The 16,366-nt window shown below is 71.2% G+C and carries 12 protein-coding genes; 5 read left to right on the forward strand and 7 right to left on the reverse strand.

Annotation, left to right across the window (positions count from 1 at the left end; translation table 11 throughout):
- Window positions 1-7 precede the first annotated feature (7 nt).
- The 4 genes from uraD to ACT53U_RS10195 are packed head-to-tail and all read left to right on the forward strand — an operon-like array spanning window position 8 to window position 4,340.
- Window positions 8-520, forward strand: a complete 513-nt coding sequence (gene uraD / locus ACT53U_RS10180) for a 2-oxo-4-hydroxy-4-carboxy-5-ureidoimidazoline decarboxylase (protein ID WP_476154704.1) — start codon at window positions 8-10, stop codon at window positions 518-520.
- Window positions 517-1,782, forward strand: a complete 1,266-nt coding sequence (locus ACT53U_RS10185) for an allantoate amidohydrolase (RefSeq protein ID WP_476154706.1) — start codon at window positions 517-519, stop codon at window positions 1,780-1,782. Before uraD ends, ACT53U_RS10185 begins: the two co-directional genes overlap by 4 nt.
- On the forward strand, window positions 1,779-3,080 hold the full coding sequence (guaD, locus tag ACT53U_RS10190) for a guanine deaminase (protein ID WP_476154708.1): 1,302 nt from the start codon (window positions 1,779-1,781) through the stop codon (window positions 3,078-3,080). The genes ACT53U_RS10185 and guaD overlap by 4 nt, the downstream gene beginning before the upstream one ends.
- A gap of 27 nt (window positions 3,081-3,107) precedes the next feature.
- Window positions 3,108-4,340: a M20/M25/M40 family metallo-hydrolase gene (locus tag ACT53U_RS10195; protein ID WP_476154710.1), complete on the forward strand. Its 1,233-nt coding sequence runs from the start codon at window positions 3,108-3,110 to the stop codon at window positions 4,338-4,340.
- A gap of 198 nt (window positions 4,341-4,538) precedes the next feature.
- On the opposite strand, the gene ACT53U_RS10200 is transcribed toward ACT53U_RS10195, so the two are convergent.
- The 3 genes from ACT53U_RS10200 to ACT53U_RS10210 all read right to left on the reverse strand — a co-directional run bounded on the left by ACT53U_RS10200 (window position 4,539) and on the right by ACT53U_RS10210 (window position 8,357).
- Entirely contained in the window at window positions 4,539-6,077 is a 1,539-nt protein-coding gene (locus tag ACT53U_RS10200; protein ID WP_476154712.1) for an MDR family MFS transporter, read from the reverse strand.
- A 132-nt stretch (window positions 6,078-6,209) separates the two neighbouring features.
- The gene (locus ACT53U_RS10205; RefSeq protein WP_476154714.1) at window positions 6,210-7,886 is read right to left on the reverse strand and encodes a thiamine pyrophosphate-binding protein; all 1,677 of its coding nucleotides are present in this window, start codon (window positions 7,884-7,886) and stop codon (window positions 6,210-6,212) included.
- 99 nt (window positions 7,887-7,985) lie between these two features.
- Window positions 7,986-8,357: a hypothetical protein gene (locus tag ACT53U_RS10210; RefSeq protein ID WP_476154716.1), complete on the reverse strand. Its 372-nt coding sequence runs from the start codon at window positions 8,355-8,357 to the stop codon at window positions 7,986-7,988.
- 137 nt (window positions 8,358-8,494) lie between these two features.
- Here ACT53U_RS10210 and ACT53U_RS10215 point away from each other — a divergent pair, with 137 nt between their 5' ends.
- Window positions 8,495-10,114 carry a bifunctional aminoglycoside phosphotransferase/ATP-binding protein gene (locus tag ACT53U_RS10215; protein ID WP_476154718.1) on the forward strand — a complete coding sequence of 540 codons (1,620 nt, stop codon included), beginning with the start codon at window positions 8,495-8,497 and terminating at the stop codon, window positions 10,112-10,114.
- On the opposite strand, the gene ACT53U_RS10220 is transcribed toward ACT53U_RS10215, so the two are convergent.
- The 4 genes from ACT53U_RS10220 to xseA all read right to left on the reverse strand — a co-directional run bounded on the left by ACT53U_RS10220 (window position 10,108) and on the right by xseA (window position 16,278).
- Window positions 10,108-12,834: a bifunctional acetate--CoA ligase family protein/GNAT family N-acetyltransferase gene (locus tag ACT53U_RS10220; protein ID WP_476154720.1), complete on the reverse strand. Its 2,727-nt coding sequence runs from the start codon at window positions 12,832-12,834 to the stop codon at window positions 10,108-10,110. The two genes, ACT53U_RS10215 and ACT53U_RS10220, sit on opposite strands and share 7 nt — an antisense overlap.
- A 185-nt stretch (window positions 12,835-13,019) precedes the next feature.
- Entirely contained in the window at window positions 13,020-13,880 is an 861-nt protein-coding gene (locus ACT53U_RS10225) for a universal stress protein (RefSeq protein WP_476154722.1), read from the reverse strand.
- A gap of 135 nt (window positions 13,881-14,015) precedes the next feature.
- Window positions 14,016-14,795: an SDR family oxidoreductase gene (locus tag ACT53U_RS10230; protein WP_476154724.1), complete on the reverse strand. Its 780-nt coding sequence runs from the start codon at window positions 14,793-14,795 to the stop codon at window positions 14,016-14,018.
- 19 nt (window positions 14,796-14,814) lie between these two features.
- The gene (xseA, locus tag ACT53U_RS10235; protein WP_476155057.1) at window positions 14,815-16,278 is read right to left on the reverse strand and encodes an exodeoxyribonuclease VII large subunit; all 1,464 of its coding nucleotides are present in this window, start codon (window positions 16,276-16,278) and stop codon (window positions 14,815-14,817) included.
- Window positions 16,279-16,366 lie beyond the last annotated feature (88 nt).

Raw genomic sequence — 16,366 nt, forward strand, 5'->3', positions numbered from 1 at the left:
AATGCCCATGGCAACGACGCTCGCCACGGTGAACGCCCTCGGCCCGGCCGACTTCGTCGCCCTCTTCGGCGACGTCGCCGAGCATTCGCCGTGGGTCGCCGAGACCGCCGCGGCGGTGCGGCCCTATGCGAGCCGCGAGGCGATGATCTCGGCCTTCGTCACGGCGATCTCGGCGGCCTCGCTCGACGCGCAGCTGGCGCTGATCCGCGCCCATCCCGACCTCGCGGGGCGCGCGGCCCGCGCCGGCACCATGGCCGACGAATCGAAGCGCGAGCAGGCCGGCGCCGGGCTCGACACCTTGACGGAGGTCGAGTTCGAACGATTTACCCGGCTCAACGACACCTGGCGCGCCAAGTTCGGCTTCCCCTTCATCCTCGCGGTGAAGGGTGCCACCAAGGCGACGATCCTCGATGCCTTCGAGGCCCGTCTGCCGAACGAGCCGGCCGTCGAAACCGCCGAGGCGATCCGCCAGATAGCCCGCATCGTTCGTTTCCGCCTCGAGGATCGCGTCGAACCGTGACCGAAGTCCCCCGCTCGCCCGCCGAACTCGGCCACCTCGCGCAAGCCCTCCTCGACGAGCTCGCCCTCGTCACCGAGGAGCCGGGTCGCGTCACCCGTACCTATCTGTCGCCGTCGCACGCCCGTTCGATCGACCTCGTCGGCGGCTGGATGCGCGCGCGGGGCCTCGCGACCTCGGTCGACGCCGTCGCCACCCTGCGCGGCCGTCGTACCGCCGATGCGCCCGGACGCGGGCGGACGCTGCTGATCGGCTCCCACATCGACACCGTGGTCGACGCCGGCAAGCTCGACGGCTGCCTCGGCGTCGTCGGCGGCATCCTGGCGCTGGAAGAGATCGCCCGCCGCGGTCTCTCGCTTCCCTTCGACGTCGAGATCCTCGCCTTCGGCGACGAGGAGGGCGTGCGCTTTCCCTCGCCGCTGTCGTCGTCCTCGGCGGCGACCGGCACCTATCGCCGCGAGTGGCTCGCGGTGAAGGACCGCGACGGCGTCAGCCTCGCCGAGGCGCTCGCCGCCTTCGGCTGCGACACCAACGCGATCGAGGCGGCGCGGATCGATCCGGCAGACGTCGTCGGCTTCCTCGAGATCCACATCGAACAGGGCCCGCGTCTCGAGCACTGGGGCCTGCCGCTCGGCGTCGTCACCTCGATCGCCGGCCAGACCCGCATGGTGATGCGGCTCGAAGGTATGGCCGGCCACGCCGGCACCGTGCCGATGGACCTGCGCCGCGACGCCTTCGCCGGCCTCGCCGAGATCGCGCTGACGGTCGAACGCGTCGGCCGTCAGGGCACCAACGATCTCGTCGCCACCATCGGCCGGGTGAACGTCCACCCCGGCGCCGGCAACGTCGTCCCCGGCCGGGTCGAGGCGAGCCTCGACGTCCGCGCCGGCGTCGACACGTCGCGCCTCGTCGCCCTCGATCGCATTCGCCACGAGGCCGAGCGCATCGCCACCCGCCGCGGCCTCGGCTTCACGCTCGAACGTCACGTCGACGTGCCGACCTGCCCGATGGACGAGGACCTGCAGGCCGCCTTCGCCCGCGCCGTCGGCTCGCTCGGCCTCGACGTCCGCCGTCTGCCCTCGGGCGCCGGCCACGACGCCATGGCGATGGCGCGCACCATCCCCTCGGCCATGCTCTTCATCCGTTCGAAGGCCGGCATCAGCCACAATCCGCTGGAATGGTCCGACCCCGAGGACATCGGCCTCGGCATCGAGGCGCTGACGCGCACCATCCTCGATCTGGCCGAGAAGGAGCGCGCGGCATGACCGAGATCCATCTCGCCCGCGTCCTCTCCTTCGTCGACGATCCGGCGGTCGCCGGCCCCGCCGCCGTGCGCTACCACGAGCGCGGTGCAGTGATCGTCGGCGACGACGGCCGCATCGCCTGGATCGGCGAGGCGGCGGATCTCCCCGGCGGCCATGCGGGCTCGACCCGCGTCGACCACGGCGCGGCGATCCTGATGCCGGGCTTCATCGACACCCACGTGCATTTCCCGCAGTGGCGGATGCTCGCCGCGCCGGGGCGCGATCTGCTCGAATGGCTCGAGCGCTTCACCTTCGTGGAAGAGGCGCGATATGCCGACCGCATGCATGCGGAAGCCTCGGCCGAAGCCTTCCTCGATCGCCTCGTCGCCCACGGCACGACCTTCGCCGTCGCCTATTCCTCGTCGCATGCGGTCGCCGCCGATGCGCTCTTCGCGGCGGCCGAGGCGCGCGGCATGGGGATCGCCACCGGCAAGACGCTGATGGACCGCGCCTGCCCGGAAGCCGTCCGCGACGATCCCGAGCGGGGCTTTTCCGAGAGCGCCGCGCTGATCGCCAAGTGGCACGACCGTGGCCGCGCCCGCTACGTCGTCACGCCGCGTTTCGCCATCACCTCGACGGAGACGCAACTGCGGCTTTCCGGCGAGCTCGTCCGTGCCAACCCGACGGTCTTGATGCAGACGCATCTCTCCGAGAGCCCGCGCGAGATCGAGACCGTCCGTGCGCTCTTCCCCAAGGCCGCGAGCTACACCGACGTCTACGACCGTTTCGGCCTTCTCGGCCCCCGCTCGCTCTTCGGCCACGCCATCCACCTCGACGAGGCGGAGCGGCGACGGCTGTCGGAGAGCGGTTCGGTCGCGGTCCATTGCCCGACCTCGAACCTCTTCCTCGGCTCCGGCCTCTTCGATCGCGCAGGGCTGTCGAACCCCGACCGCCCGGTGCGTCTGGCGCTCGCCACCGACATCGGCGGCGGCACGTCCTTCTCGATGCCGGCGACCATCGGCCGGGCGATCGAGATCGCGCGGCTGCGCGGCTCCGACATGACGGCGACCGAAGGCTTCTACTGGGCGACGCTCGGCAATGCCCGCGCCCTCGGCCTCGAGGCCGAGATCGGCTCGCTCGAGCCTGGCCGCTTCGCCGACTTCGTCGTGCTCGACCCGCGCGCCACCGACCTCCTCGCCGTCCGCGACGACCTTTCCGAGACGCTCGAGGACCGGCTCTTCGCCCTCGCCATCCTCGCCGACGACCGCTGCGTGCGCGAGACCCGCGTCGCTGGCCGCAAGCTCCATTCCAAGCCCTGATCACCCGCCAGAACACCGGACAGACCCATGACCGCCGATCTTGCCGCTCGCATCTCCGCCCTCGTCGACGAGGCCTTCGACGACGAGGTCGCCATGGTGGCGGCGCTGGTGAAGTGCCCCTCCGACAACCCGCCCGGCGACTGCGCCGCCCATGCCGAGGTGACGGCGAAGGAACTCGAGGCCCGCGGCTTCGCGGTTTCGCGTCACCCGGTGCCCGAGGCGCTGGTCAAGGCCAACGGCATGATCTCGGCGACCAACATCATCGCCGCCAAGTCCTTCGGCAAGGGCGGCCCGGTGATCGCCCTCAACGCCCACGGCGACGTCGTGCCGCCTGGCGAAGGCTGGACCGCCGACCCCTACGGCGCCGAGATCCGCGACGGCTGGATGTACGGCCGCGGCGTCGCCGTGTCGAAGTGCGACTTCGCCACCTATGCCTTCGCGCTTCTGGCGCTGGAGAAGGCCGGCGTCGCGCTCAACGGCACGCTCGAGATCCACGGCACCTGGGACGAGGAGGCCGGCGGCGAGATCGGCCCGAAGTGGCTGCTCGACGAGGGCCTCTCCAAACCGACCCACGCGATCGCCGCCGGCTTCTCCTATGCCGTCGTCGACGCCCACAACGGCTGTCTCCATCTCGAGGTCGTGGTCGAGGGCAAGTCCGCCCATGCGGCGATGCCCTTCACCGGCGTCGATGCGCTGGAGGCCGCGACCGGCGTGCTGGTCGGGCTCTACGCCCACCGCGAGACGCTGGCCGAGACCGTCTCGGCGACGCCCGGCATCGGCAGCCCGCAGCTGACGGTCGGCCTGATCGAGGGCGGCATCAACACCAACGTCGTCCCCGACAAGGTCAAGCTCCGCCTCGATCGCCGCATGATCCCGGAAGAGAATGCCGAGACCGTCGAGGCGGGCCTGCGCGCGCTGATCGCGGAAGCCGTGACGGCGGTGCCCGGCGCCCGCGTGACCGTCAACCGCATCCTGCTCGCCCGCCCGCTGACCCCGCTCGCCGGCTCCGAGACGCTCTCGGCGGCGCTGACGAAGCACGCGACCGCGATCTTCGGCGAGGAGATCGGGGTGAAGGGCGTGCCGCTCTACACCGACGCCCGCCACTATTCCGATGCCGGCGTGCCGATCGTCCTCTACGGCGCCGGCCCGCGCACCATCACCGAGGCCAACGCCCACCGCGCCGACGAGCGCCTGCCGCTCGAGGATCTCAGGAAGGCGACCAAGGTGGTGGCGCTGGCGCTCGCCGATCTGCTGGGGTGATCGGGAATTGGATAGGGCGGGCTCCATGCCCCTTGTTCGGCTTCATGTTGAGGTGCCCGGCGCAGCCGGGCCTCGAAACACGAAGTCGTCGACGGGCGGTGCCCATCGGTCCTTCGCCCTTCGAGGCTCGCTTCGCTCGCACCTCAGGATGAAGGACCTCCGCTCTCTGCCGCTGTGCACGAGGCGGACGAGCGGTGCTCACTCTTCCGAGATCGCGTCGCGCAGCAGCGTGTCGGGCAAGCCCCACACCAGCACGAAGGCGATGGTCATGACCACGCCGGAGAGCAGGAAACAGCCGGTCAGTGCGCCGCGATAGACGTCCGACACCATCGCCTGCTGCACCGGGGTGAAGCGCGCCAGCGCCTCGACGCCGTGGGCGGTGAGATCGGCGACGTCGATGCCGCCGATGTGGCCGAAGGCGCCGGAAAGGCTCTGCGTCATGATCGTGCCGGAGGTCGCGACCCCGAGCGCACCGCCGAGCGAACGGGCGAAGGTCATGGCGCCGGTCGCCGCCCCCAGCTCGCGGTGGGCGACGGCGTTCTGCACTGCCACGGTGATGTTGGGCATGCCCATGCCCATGCCGAGGCCGAGCAGCGCCATCGACACCAGGAACACCATCGGCGGCGCCCCCATCCAGGCGAAGACCGCGAGGCTCGCCAGCGCCACCGCCTCGAGCCCGATGCCGGTCAGCAGGAACGGCCGATTGCGCCCGCTCTTCGACACCAGCGTGCCGCCGACGAAGGAGGTCGTGACCATGCCGACCACCTGCGGCAGCAGCATCGCTCCGGCGGTCGCCGGCGCCATGCCGAGCACCAGCTGGAAATAGAGCGGCAGGAAGACGGTCGAGCCCATCATGGCGAAGACCATCATGCCGCCGACCGTCACGCCGCGACGGAAGACGACGTTGGCAAAGAGCGTCAGGCGGATCAGCGGATCGTCGGCACGGCGCTCCTGCGCCAGGAAGCCGCCGGCGAGCAGCACCGTCAGGCCGAGGAGGCCCGCGGCCTCGATCGAGGCCCAAGGGAATTCGTTGCCGCCCCAGGCGAGCAGCAGCAGGAAGCTCGCCGTCGCCCCCGTGAGCAGGCCCGCGCCGATCCAGTCGATCGGCATCGTCTCGCGTCGCGGCGAGCGCGGCAGCGCCACGGCGATCATGACGAGGGCCAGGAGGCCGATCGGCAGGTTGATGTAGAAGACCCAGCGCCACGAGAACATCTGGGTGATGGCGCCGCCGAGCACCGGCCCGGCGACCGAGGCGAGCGCGAAGGTGCCGGTGAAGAGGCCCTGATAGCGCGGTCGCTCGCGCGGCGAGATGACGTCGCCGATCACCGACTGGGCCAGCACCAGGAGGCCACCGGCGCCGAGCCCCTGAAGCGCCCGGAAGGCGATCAGCGCGCCCATCGAGCGCGCCGAGCCGCAGGCGAGCGAGCCCACGAGGAAGAGCCCGACGGCGACGAAGATCAACAGGCGCCGGCCGAACAGGTCGGAGAGCTTGCCGTAGAGCGTCGTCGTGGCGGTCGAGGTCAGCATGAAGGCGGTGACGACCCACGACAGGTGCGCCATGCCGCCGAGATCGCCGACGATGCGCGGCAGGGCGGTGTTGACGATGTTCTGGTCGAGCGCCGCCAGGATCATCGTCAGGAGCGCGCCCGACAGCACCAAGGCCAGCCGCGGCGTGGTCGCCGTCGTCGGGGTCTCGTCCGCCGCGTCTCGCTCGTTCGTCGCCGTCCCGTCTGCCAACCGCACGTCTCCTGCATCGCGCGCCTGCGCGTGGGGCCCACGCTTCGCATTGCGGAGGCGAACCTGCGGGCACGCACGGCCGATGTCGAGATCGATCCCGCCGGGATCACTCGCAAGTGACCGCGCGCCGCCTCAGCCCTGCTTCTGCGCCGCCGCGCGGATCTTGGCGAGCGTGGTGCGCGGGGTGATGGCTTCCGGATCGAGATGGACGTGGATCAGCGCCGGCCCGCCACAGGCGAGTGCCGCGTCGAAGGCCGGGCCGAAGTCCTCCGACGTCGTCACCGTCGCGCCATAGGCACCATGCGCCTCGGCGATCGCCGCGAAGTCGGGGTTCACCAGCTTGGTCGCATGGACGCGGGCGGGGAACTCGCGCTCCTGGTGCATGCGGATCGTGCCCCAGATGCCGTTGTCGAAGACGATCACCACGACCGCGACGCCGAACTGGCAGGCGGTGGCGAACTCCTGAGAGGTCATCTGGAAATCGCCGTCGCCGGCGCAGACGATCACCGGCCGGTCGGGGTGGACGAGCTTGGCGCCGATGCCGCCGGGAAGCCCGTAGCCCATCGAGCCGGAACAGGGCGCGGCCTGAGCGCCGAACTTGCGGAAGCGCCAGAAGCGGTGCAGCCAGATCGCGTAGTTGCCGGCGCCGTTGGTGAAGATCGCATCGTCCGGCAGGACGGCGCGCATGTGCTCCCACACCGTCGCGAGCTGCACCGCGCCCGGATTGGGCGCGATCGTGCCGGTCCAGGCCTCCCAGTCGGCCCGTGCAGCCGTGCGCCAGTCGGCCCAGGCGACGCCGGCCGGCGGCGGCTCGAGGCCTTCCGCGGCGGCGGCGAAGGCCGCGCTCGAGGCATGGATCGCCAGATCCGGCCGATAGACCCGGCCGAGCTCCTCGGCGCTGGCATGGACATGGACGAGGCTCTGCTTCGGGAAGGGCACGTCGAGCAGCGCGTAGCTCTGGCTCGGCACTTCCTGGAAACGGCCGCCGACCATCACGATCAGATCGGCCTCGCGGATGCGGGCGTCGAGCGCCGGATTGATGCCGAAGCCGACGTCGCCGACGTAGTGCGGATCGGCGTGGTCGAACAGCATCTGGCGGCGGAAGGAACAGGCGACCGGCAGATCGAACTTCTCGGCGAAGCGGGCGAACTGGCGGACCGCCTTCTCGCTCCAGCGCGAGCCGCCGAGAATGGCGAGCGGCTTCTTCGCCGCCCACAGCCGCTTCTGCAGGTCCCACATCTGCGCCGCACCCGGATGGGTCTCGACGATCGGGGCGGGGCGGATCTCGGCCGGCGCGGCGGCGGTCTCGACCAGCATGTCCTCGGGCAGGACGAGCACGACCGGCCCCGGCCGCCCGTTGGTCGCCACGGCGAAGGCGCGGTTGACCATCTCGACCATGCGATCGGCGCTGTCGATCTCGGCGACCCACTTGGCGACCGAGCCGAAGACCTTGCGGAAGTCCATCTCCTGGAAGGCGCCGCGTTCGCGGAAGGAGCGTTCGATCTGGCCGACGAAGAGGATCATCGGCGTCGAGTCGTGCTCGGCGACGTGGAGGCCGGCGAAGGCGTTGGTGGCGCCCGGCGCGCGCGTCACCATGGCGATACCGGGGCGGCCGGTGAGCTTGCCCGTCGCCTCGGCCATGAAGGCGGCGCCCGATTCCTGCCGCGCGGTGACGGTGACGATCGGGCTCTCGGACAGCGCGTCGATGACGGCGAGATAGCTCTCGCCGGGCACGAGGAAGACCCGTTCGACGCCGTTGGCCTCGAGGGTGTCGACCAGCAACCGCGCTCCGCTCTTCTCGATCGTCATGTTCCGCTCCCGATTGTTCTCGGAAACGGTCATCTCACGCCCGCGCCCGCCTTTGAAGGGGGGATGCGCCGAGCCGCCATGCGGCCGGTGCGGGAGGCGTCACACCGGTTGGACGGTGACGACGGTGAAGGTGTTGAGCTCGCCGTCCTCGTCGCGGATCGAGACGTACTCGCCGACGCCGAAGGCATGGACGCCGAAGCGATAGCCGGCCTCGTCGTCGTCGTCGCCGGTGATGTCCCAACGGAAGGCCCAGCTGCCGCCGGGGCGATGGACGAGATGGCCGAGATCCTCGGTCTCGTCGCCCCAGAAACGGCGGACGCGGCACTTGTCGCGCACCTTCTTCCAGGCCTCGGCGTCGATGTGGCCGGTCTCGTCGAGGGGGGCGACGAACTCGTAGCCGTGCCGTGCCGATCCAGCCGGATGGGCCTTGGTGCGGGCGAGATTCAGGCGGATCTTCTTGAGCGCGGGCATCGTCTGCGGTCCTCCCCGGCAACGTGTTGAAATCTATCTCGGCTTTCCCTCGAACGACATTGACCTCCATCAACGACGCGGCCACCCTGTCGGTGGGAGACAAGGGCGGGGACGGAGCCCGTGAAGGACCGACCGCGATGGCGCCGACCGATACCGAGCTCGAGACCTGGGAGAAGGTCGCCGCCTTCCTCGCCGATCCCGCGACGCACGGGCGCGACGACGCGGTCACCCGCATCGACACCCATGCCGCGGTGGTCTTCCTCGCCGGCCCTCTCGCCTACAAGATCAAGCGCCCGGCGCGCTTCCCCTTCCTCGACTTCTCGACCCTGGCGCTGAGGCAACGCGCCTGCCGCCGCGAGATCGACGTCGATCGGCCGATCGCCCCGACGATCTACCGCCGCGTCGTGCCGATCACGCGGGAGGCCGACGGATCGCTCGCCATCGGCGGATCGGGCGAGCCGATCGAATGGGCGGTCGAGATGAACCGCTTCGACGAGACCGCGACGCTCGACCGCATCGTCGGCCGCGAACCGCTCTCACGCGACTTCGTCGAGGCGCTCGCCGCCGAGATCGCCGAGGCCCAGGCCCGCGCCACTCTGCGCGACGCGGAAGACTGGCTCGCCGACGTGCGCGATTATCTCGCCCAGAACCGCGTCGCCTTCGCCGATCGCCCCGACCTCTTCCCGCCGGCCGCCGCCGAGCGTCTCGCCCGCCTGTCGGAGGAACGGCTCGCCGACGTCGCCGATCTGGTGATCGAGCGCGGCCGCCTCGGCCGCATCCGCATCGGCCACGGCGACCTGCACTGCGCCAACATAGCGGTGATCGACGGTCGCGCCCAGCTCTTCGACGCCATCGAGTTCGACGACGCCATCGCCACAGGCGACATGCTCTACGACGTCGCCTTCCTGATCATGGATCTCGAGGTGCGCGGCGATCGTCGCGCCGCCCGTCGCCTGCTCGACCGCTGGCTGGTCGAGGTGGTGCGCCACGAGAGCATGCGGCCGCGTTTCGCCGACCTCGAGGAGATCTTCCTGCCCGAGGTCCGGGCGCTCGCCGCGCTGCCGTCCTGGCTTTCGATGCGCGCAGCCCTCCGGGCCAAGATCGCCGCCGCCACCTCGACCCATCTGGAAGGGGCCGCGCGGGCGGACGCGGAAGCCTCGGCCCGTCGCTTCTTCGCCGCCGCCCACGACTACGTCGAGCCGGCGCGGCCCTGTCTGGTGGCGCTCGGCGGCCTCTCCGGGGCGGGCAAGTCGACGCTCGCCCGCGCGCTCTCCCCCGACTTCGCGCCCTCGCCCGGCGCCCTGTTGCTGCGCACCGACGAGATCCGCAAGATCCTGGCGGGCGTCGACGAGACCGAACGGCTGGGGCCGGAGTTCTACACCCGCGCCGCCTCCGACCGTGTCTATCGCCTGCTGGTCTCCGCCGCCGCCGCGGCGCTGGCCGCCGGCCGCTCGGTCGTCACCGACGCCGTGGCGCTCCACCCGGAGGAACGTTCGCGCTTCGCCGCCATCGCCGAGGCGGCCGAGGCCGACTTCGTCGGCCTCTGGCTCGACGTCGATCCGGCGATCGCCGCGACCCGTGTCGGCGCCCGCGTCGGCGACGCCTCGGACGCCGATGCCGCGGTGGTCGCCTTCCAGACGACGCTCGACCCCGGCGCCATCGACTGGTACCGCGTCCCCGCGGGCGGCACCCCCGAGGAGACGCAGGCCGCCGCCCGGGCAGCCCTCGCCCGCGCACGGGCGGCGCGCGATCACTGACCCGGCAACGAGGCCGGGTCGTCGACCTTGTCGATCGGCAGGGTGACGAGCGCCACCGACTCGTCGTCGGGCGAGGACTGGACCTTGAAGCCGAGCGCCTCGCACATCGAGATCATGGTGCGGTTCTCGCGCAGGATCTCGCCCTTGACCGCCGACAGCCCGTCGGCCTTGGCCCATTCGATCATCAGCTTCATCAGCTTCCAGCCGAGCCCCTGACCCTTGAGGTTGGAGCGCAGCAGGATGGCGTATTCGCCGGTGATGTGGTCGGGGTCGGCGTGGAGGCGGACGGCGCCCAGCAGCTTGCCCGACTGCTTCTCGATCGCCGCGAAGGCGATGGCGCGGTCGTAGTCGAGCTGGGTCAGCTTGGCCAGGAACGCGTGGGAGAAGTCCTTGATCGGTGCGAAGAACCTGAGGCGCAGATCCTCCGGCGTCACCTGCGTGAAGAACTCCGGATAGAGCGCCTCGTCCTCCGGCCGGATCGGTCGCATCAGCACGGCACGGCCGTCCTTCAGCTGCGTCTCGCGCTCCCATTCCTTCGGATAGGGGCGGATGGCGAGGCGGGGATGGCCGATCTTGCCGGTGCGCTCGACGATCGGCTGGATCCGGACCCGCGCGTCGAGGACGATGACGCCCTCGTGGTCGGCGACCAGCGGATTGAGGTCGAGTTCGCGGATCTCCGGCAGATGGATCGCCAGCCGCGACAGTTTGCACAGCGTCAGCGCCACCTCGTGGCCGTCGACCGGCGGTCGGTTGCGATAGCCCGCCATCAGTTTGGCGACGCGGGTCTCGGCGATCAGCGCCGTGGCGAGGTTCATGTCGAGCGGCACGAGATCGAGGGCGCGGTCACCCACCACCTCGACCGAGGTTCCGCCTTGGCCGAACACCACGACCGGACCGAAGACGACGTCGTCGGCGATGCCGGCGAGGAGCTCGATGCCGAAGCGCTTCTCGACCATCGGCATGACGATGACGCCGTCGACGTGCTTGTCGGGGAAGCGGGCGCGGATGCGCTGGATCATCTCCGCCGCCGCGGCCTCGATCTGGGCCTCCGAGCGCAGGCCGAGCTTGACGCCGTCGACGTCCGACTTGAAGGCGATCTCGCGCGACGCGATCTTGAGGACGACACGCTTGCCCTCGGCGAGATGCGGCCGCGCCGCCGCCACCGCCGCCGCCGCGTCGGGGGCGAGCACCGTCGGCAGCACCGGGATGTCGTAGGCGGCGAGCAGATCGCGCACCTGCACCGGCGACAACCACTCGCGGCCCTCCGCCAGCGCCGCCTCGACGACTGCACGCCCCACGTCGCGTCGCGGCTGGTAGCTCTCCGGCAGGCGCTCGGGGATCGCCATCAGCCGTTCCTGCGCCTGGATGTAGCGCACCAGATGGCCGAAGGAGCGCACGGCCTCTTCGGGCGTCGGGTGGCAGGGCACGCCGGCGGCATGGAGGATGGCGTCGGCCTCTTCTGTGAGATCCAGGAACGACGTGGCGATCGGCCGTTTGCGGCCGATCTTCTTGGCCTGCGCCTGGGCGATCCCGGCGATGCGCTTGGCGACCTCGGTGGCGTCGACGAAGACCGACGGCGCATGCAGCACCATGACGGACTCGACCGCCGGATCGACCACGACCGCCTCGATCGCCTTGCCGAAGGTCTCGGCATCGGCGTCGTCGGGCAGCGTCAGCGGGTTGCCGGCCTCGCGACCGAGCCGGACGAGTGGCGACAGGGCCTCGATGGTCTCGGGCGAGAAGGCGGCGAGCTCGCCACCGTTCTTGGCGAGATGGTCGATGGCGATGGTGGCGAGGCTGCGGCCGTTGGCGATCACCGCCACCTTGCGGCAGGGCACCGGCTTGACGCGGGTGATGGTCTCGGCGGCGTCGAACAGCTCGTCGATACTGTCGACGCGCACCAGTCCGGCGCGGCGGAAGGCGGCGTCGTAGACCCAGTCGGTGGTGGCGAGCCGGGTCGAATGGGTGTTGCCGACCATCCGGTTGTCGCGGCTGGTTCCCGAGCGGATGACGATCACCGGCTTGGTGCGGGCGCAGGCGCGCGCCGCCGACAGGAACTTGGAGGGCGACCCGATCGCCTCGAGCTGCACCAGCACGGCGCGGGTGCGATAGTCGGCGCAGAAGTGGTCGAGCAGGTCGCCGATGTCGACGTCGACCTTCTGGCCGAGCGAGACGACCGAGGAGAAGCCGATACCGTGGGCCTCGGCCCAGGCGAGCGTCGAGTTGATCACCGCGCCCGAGCGCGACACCAGCGCCAGCTCGCCCTTCTTCACCGCACGCGCGGCGAGTGAGAGATCGAGCCCGGCATGCGGGCTGACGACGCCGAGGCTGCCCGGCCCGACCAGACGGATGCCGTGGGCGCGCGCCGCCGCCAGCACCTGGCGGGTGACGCCGAGAGGCCATTCGTCGTAGCCGCGCGACAGGAACAGCGCCGCCTTCATGCCGCGCGCGCCCAGCGCCTCGACCACGTCCAGCGCGCTGTCCGCCCCCGACAGCACGACCGCGAGGTCGGCCGCGCCCTTGAAGTCGGCGAAGGAGGCGACGACCTCGCCGGTCCACTCGGCCGGCGGCGTGATGCCGGCGAGCGTCACCTGCCCCTTGAAGCCGGCCCGCCGGAAGTTGCGGAAGAACACGTCGAGCGCCCCCGCTCCGATGTGTTCCGGTCCGATGATCACGATCGAGCGGGGTTGGAAGATGCCGTCGAGATTGCGAATGGCCATGGAATTCCTCGGGATGCGCGGCAGCGGGACGCGGCCATTCCTCGGAATGGGCACGCGTCGGGTTGCGGGTTCGCCTCGACCCGAGCGTCTCCTCCCTCGAGTCCGCCGCGGCGGGCGGTCTTGCGCCGTCTCGCCGCGTCTCGTCGACCGTCGCCCCGCCGTCTCCTTCGTCGGGGCGTGGTCGTTCAGTGCGCCATCAGGACCGGCAGGGTCATGGAGGCGAGAATGCCGCGGGTGGCGCCGCCGAGCAGGAACTCCCTGACCCGGCTGTGCCCGTATCCGCCCATCACCAGCACGTCGTACGACCGGTCGGCGGCGTGATCGAGCAGCGCGTCGGCGACGGCGACGTCGCCGGCCTCGATCTGCTCGACCTCGATCTTCAGGTCGTGGCGCGCCAGCCATTCGGCGAGATCGGCGCCGGGCTGTCCCGGCTGTGATCCGGCCCGGTCGATCATCACGACCGAGATCTTCTTGGCGAGCTTGAGGATCGGCAGTGCGGCATGGACCGCGCGCGCGGCGGTGCGGCCGCCGTCCCAGCCGATCATCACCCGGTCGAACGACAGCGGCGCCTTGACGATGTAGGGCACCAGCAGCATCGGTGCGGCGCCTTCGAAGAGGGCGGTCTCGATCATCGCCTCGCGCATCGGCTCGGGATGGTCTGGATCGTCCTGGCCGATCACCACCAGATCGGTGGTGCGCGCCGCGGCGGCGAAGCCTTCCGGTACGCCGCCCATCAGGATCTCGGAGATCCGCGTCTCGTGGCTCACGCCGAGCCGCGTCGCCTCCGCCGAGAAGGCGGCGGCGGCCTCGTCGGCGACGGCGATCGCCTGGCGACGGGCCTGTTCGATCACCTCGACCGGCAGCGGTGCCACGACGAATCCGGGCACGATCGGATCGACCGCCAGTGCCACGCCCGTCGCGTGGGCGCCGAGCCTTGCCGCGAGTTCCAATGCCGCCGACGGGGCGGGGCCGAGCGGGCGCGGCGTCGCGCCGGCGGGCGCAGCCGAGCCGTTGTCGACGAGAACCAACATGTCCTTGATCGTCATGGCGGCCTCCTTCGTTGTTCGCTTGCCGCGATTCGGGGCCCCGACCGCGGCGTCGGACCGGCGGTTCGCGCCGGGGATGTTCGACCTTCGCATGACACGTTCGTTCGGGCTTTGATCGAGCGCAAGGGCGCGCGATCAGAACGTTCCCGGATACTTGCCGCCATCCAGAAGAATGTTCTGTCCGACGAGGAATCCGGCCTGCACCGAGCACAGGAAGGCGGCGACCTCGCCGAATTCGGCCGGGTCGCCGATCCGCCCCGCCGGGATCGCCGCGCGCGCCTTGGCCCGTGCCTCGTCCTCCGAGATGCCGATCCGGGCGGCTTCCGCCCGCATCGTCGCGGCCAGCCGATCGGTGTCGAACTGGCCGGGCAGCAGGTTGTTGATGACGACGCCCTTTCCCACCATCTGCCGGGCGAGCCCGGCCATGAAGCCGGTCAGGCCCGAGCGTGCACCGTTGGAAAGCCCCAGCACCGGGATCGGCGCCTTGACCGCTCCCGAGGTGACGTTGACGATCCGCCCGAAGCCGCGCGCAGCCATGCCGTCGACGAGGGCCTTCGTCAGCATGATCGGCGCCACCATGTTGGCCTCGACCGCGGCGTGCCAGGTCTCCTCGTCCCAGTCGTGGAAGTCGCCGGGCGGCGGGCCGCCGGCATTGTTGATCAGGATGTCGGCATCGGGCCGCGCCGCGACGATCGCCGCGCGGCCTTCCTTCGTCGTGACGTCGGCGGCGAGCGTGGCGACGCGCGCGCCGGTCTCGCGGCGGATGTCCACGGCGGTCGCTTCCAGGGCCTCGCGGCCCCGCGCCACGATCACGAGGTCGACCCCGGCGCGGCCGAGCGACAGCGCGGTGGCGCGTCCCAGCCCCTTGGAGGCGGCGCAGACGATGGCCTTGCGGCCGGCGATCCCGAGATCCATGCGTCGTCCCTCCGATGGTTCAGAACAGAGATCCCTGATCGCCCGACGATGCCGGCCGCCGCTTGGCGCGCGGTGCTGGGGCGGGGGCAGGCGCAGGCGCCTCGACCGCTGCGGGCGGTGCCCCCTCGCCGACGGTGACGCCGACCCGTCCGTCGACGAACTCGATCGAGAGCGCGGCCCCGGCGGTCGCCCCGGCCACGCGCGGCATCGGCCGGCCGACCGCGTCGCGCACCACGGCGAAGCCGCGCGCCAGAACCCCGTGATAGGACAGCGCCGACAGGAGCTTCGACAGTCCGTCGAGCCGGTCGCGCCGCCGCGTCGCAGCGATCCCGACGGCACGGTCGAGCCGTTCGCCGGCCCGCGCCAGCCGATCGCGTTCGCGCGTGAGTCTCGTGGTCACCAGGTTCGGCGACAGCCGCCCGGCGGCCCGCGCCAGACGCGTCGCGTGGACGCGGGTGGCGGCGTCGAGCGCCCGGCCGAGCTTTCCGCTCGCGATGTCGAGCCGCTGGCGCGCCGTCTCCAGCGTCGCCCGCGCCGAGGGGAGCGCACGCGCGGCCGAGCGCAGTTCGGCGCGGCGCTGCTCGAGCGAACGGCGGATGGCATGGCCGAGCCGCATCCCCAGCGCCTCGGTCTGGTCGAGGAGTTCGGCGCGGACCGGCACCACCATCTCGGCCGCGCCCGTCGGCGTCGGGGCGCGTAGGTCGGCGACGAGGTCGATCAGCGTCCAGTCGGTCTCGTGGCCGATCGCCGAGACGAGCGGGATCGTGCAGGCGGCGACCGCGCGCACCACGATCTCCTCGTTGAAGCTCCACAGATCCTCGAGGCTGCCGCCGCCGCGCGCCACGATGACGACGTCGGGCCGCGGCACCGGGCCGGAGCCGTCGGCGGGCAGCGCGTCGAAGCCGGCGATCGCCTCGGCCACCTCGCGCGCCGAGGTCTCGCCCTGGACGCGCACCGGCCAGACGACGACGCGGACCGGGAACCGGTCGGAGATGCGGTGGAGGATGTCGCGGATGACGGCGCCGGTCGGCGAGGTGACGACGCCGACCACCTTCGGCAGACGCGGCAGCGGCTGCTTGCGCGCGGCGTCGAACAGACCCTCGGCAGCGAACTGTTTGCGCCGCTCCTCGAGCAGCGCCATCAGCGCGCCGACGCCGGCGGGCTCGAGCTGCTCGATGACGATCTGGTACTTGGACGAGCCGGGGAAGGTGGTGAGCCGCCCGGTGGCGACCACTTCCAGCCCTTCCTGAGGCTTGAACTTCAGCTTCTGGAACGAGCCGCGCCAGACGACGGCGTCGATCTTGGCGTTGGCGTCCTTGAGCGAGAAATAGGCGTGGCCGGAGGAATGCACCCCGCGCCAGCCCGAGACCTCGCCGCGCAACCGCACCCAGCCGAACCCGTCCTCGATCGCCCGCTTGACCGCCTGCGACAGTTCCGAGACGGAGAATTCGACGACGTTGGCGACCGGTTCGGACAAGGCGATTCCTCTCTGGGATGTCGAGCGGCGAGGGTGGCCGGGCGGGTCGCGGCCGTCAAGGCGGGGGTCAACTCCGTCCCGCGGCGTCGCCCGC

This window comes from Pinisolibacter sp. DMC19, from assembly GCF_056313985.1.

Bases quoted from the DNA above. Each gene is read 5' to 3' on its own strand.
- ACT53U_RS10210 (WP_476154716.1), bottom strand. From the start codon at position 8,357: ATGCCCGCGCTCAAGAAGATCCGCCTGAATCTCGCCCGCACCAAGGCC.
- ACT53U_RS10220 (WP_476154720.1), bottom strand. From the start codon at position 12,834: ATGGCCATTCGCAATCTCGACGGCATCTTCCAACCCCGCTCGATCGTG.
- uraD (WP_476154704.1), top strand. From the start codon at position 8: ATGGCAACGACGCTCGCCACGGTGAACGCCCTCGGCCCGGCCGACTTC.
- ACT53U_RS10230 (WP_476154724.1), bottom strand. From the start codon at position 14,795: ATGGATCTCGGGATCGCCGGCCGCAAGGCCATCGTCTGCGCCGCCTCC.
- ACT53U_RS10225 (WP_476154722.1), bottom strand. From the start codon at position 13,880: ATGACGATCAAGGACATGTTGGTTCTCGTCGACAACGGCTCGGCTGCG.
- guaD (WP_476154708.1), top strand. From the start codon at position 1,779: ATGACCGAGATCCATCTCGCCCGCGTCCTCTCCTTCGTCGACGATCCG.
- ACT53U_RS10205 (WP_476154714.1), bottom strand. From the start codon at position 7,886: ATGACGATCGAGAAGAGCGGAGCGCGGTTGCTGGTCGACACCCTCGAG.
- ACT53U_RS10215 (WP_476154718.1), top strand. From the start codon at position 8,495: ATGGCGCCGACCGATACCGAGCTCGAGACCTGGGAGAAGGTCGCCGCC.
- ACT53U_RS10195 (WP_476154710.1), top strand. From the start codon at position 3,108: ATGACCGCCGATCTTGCCGCTCGCATCTCCGCCCTCGTCGACGAGGCC.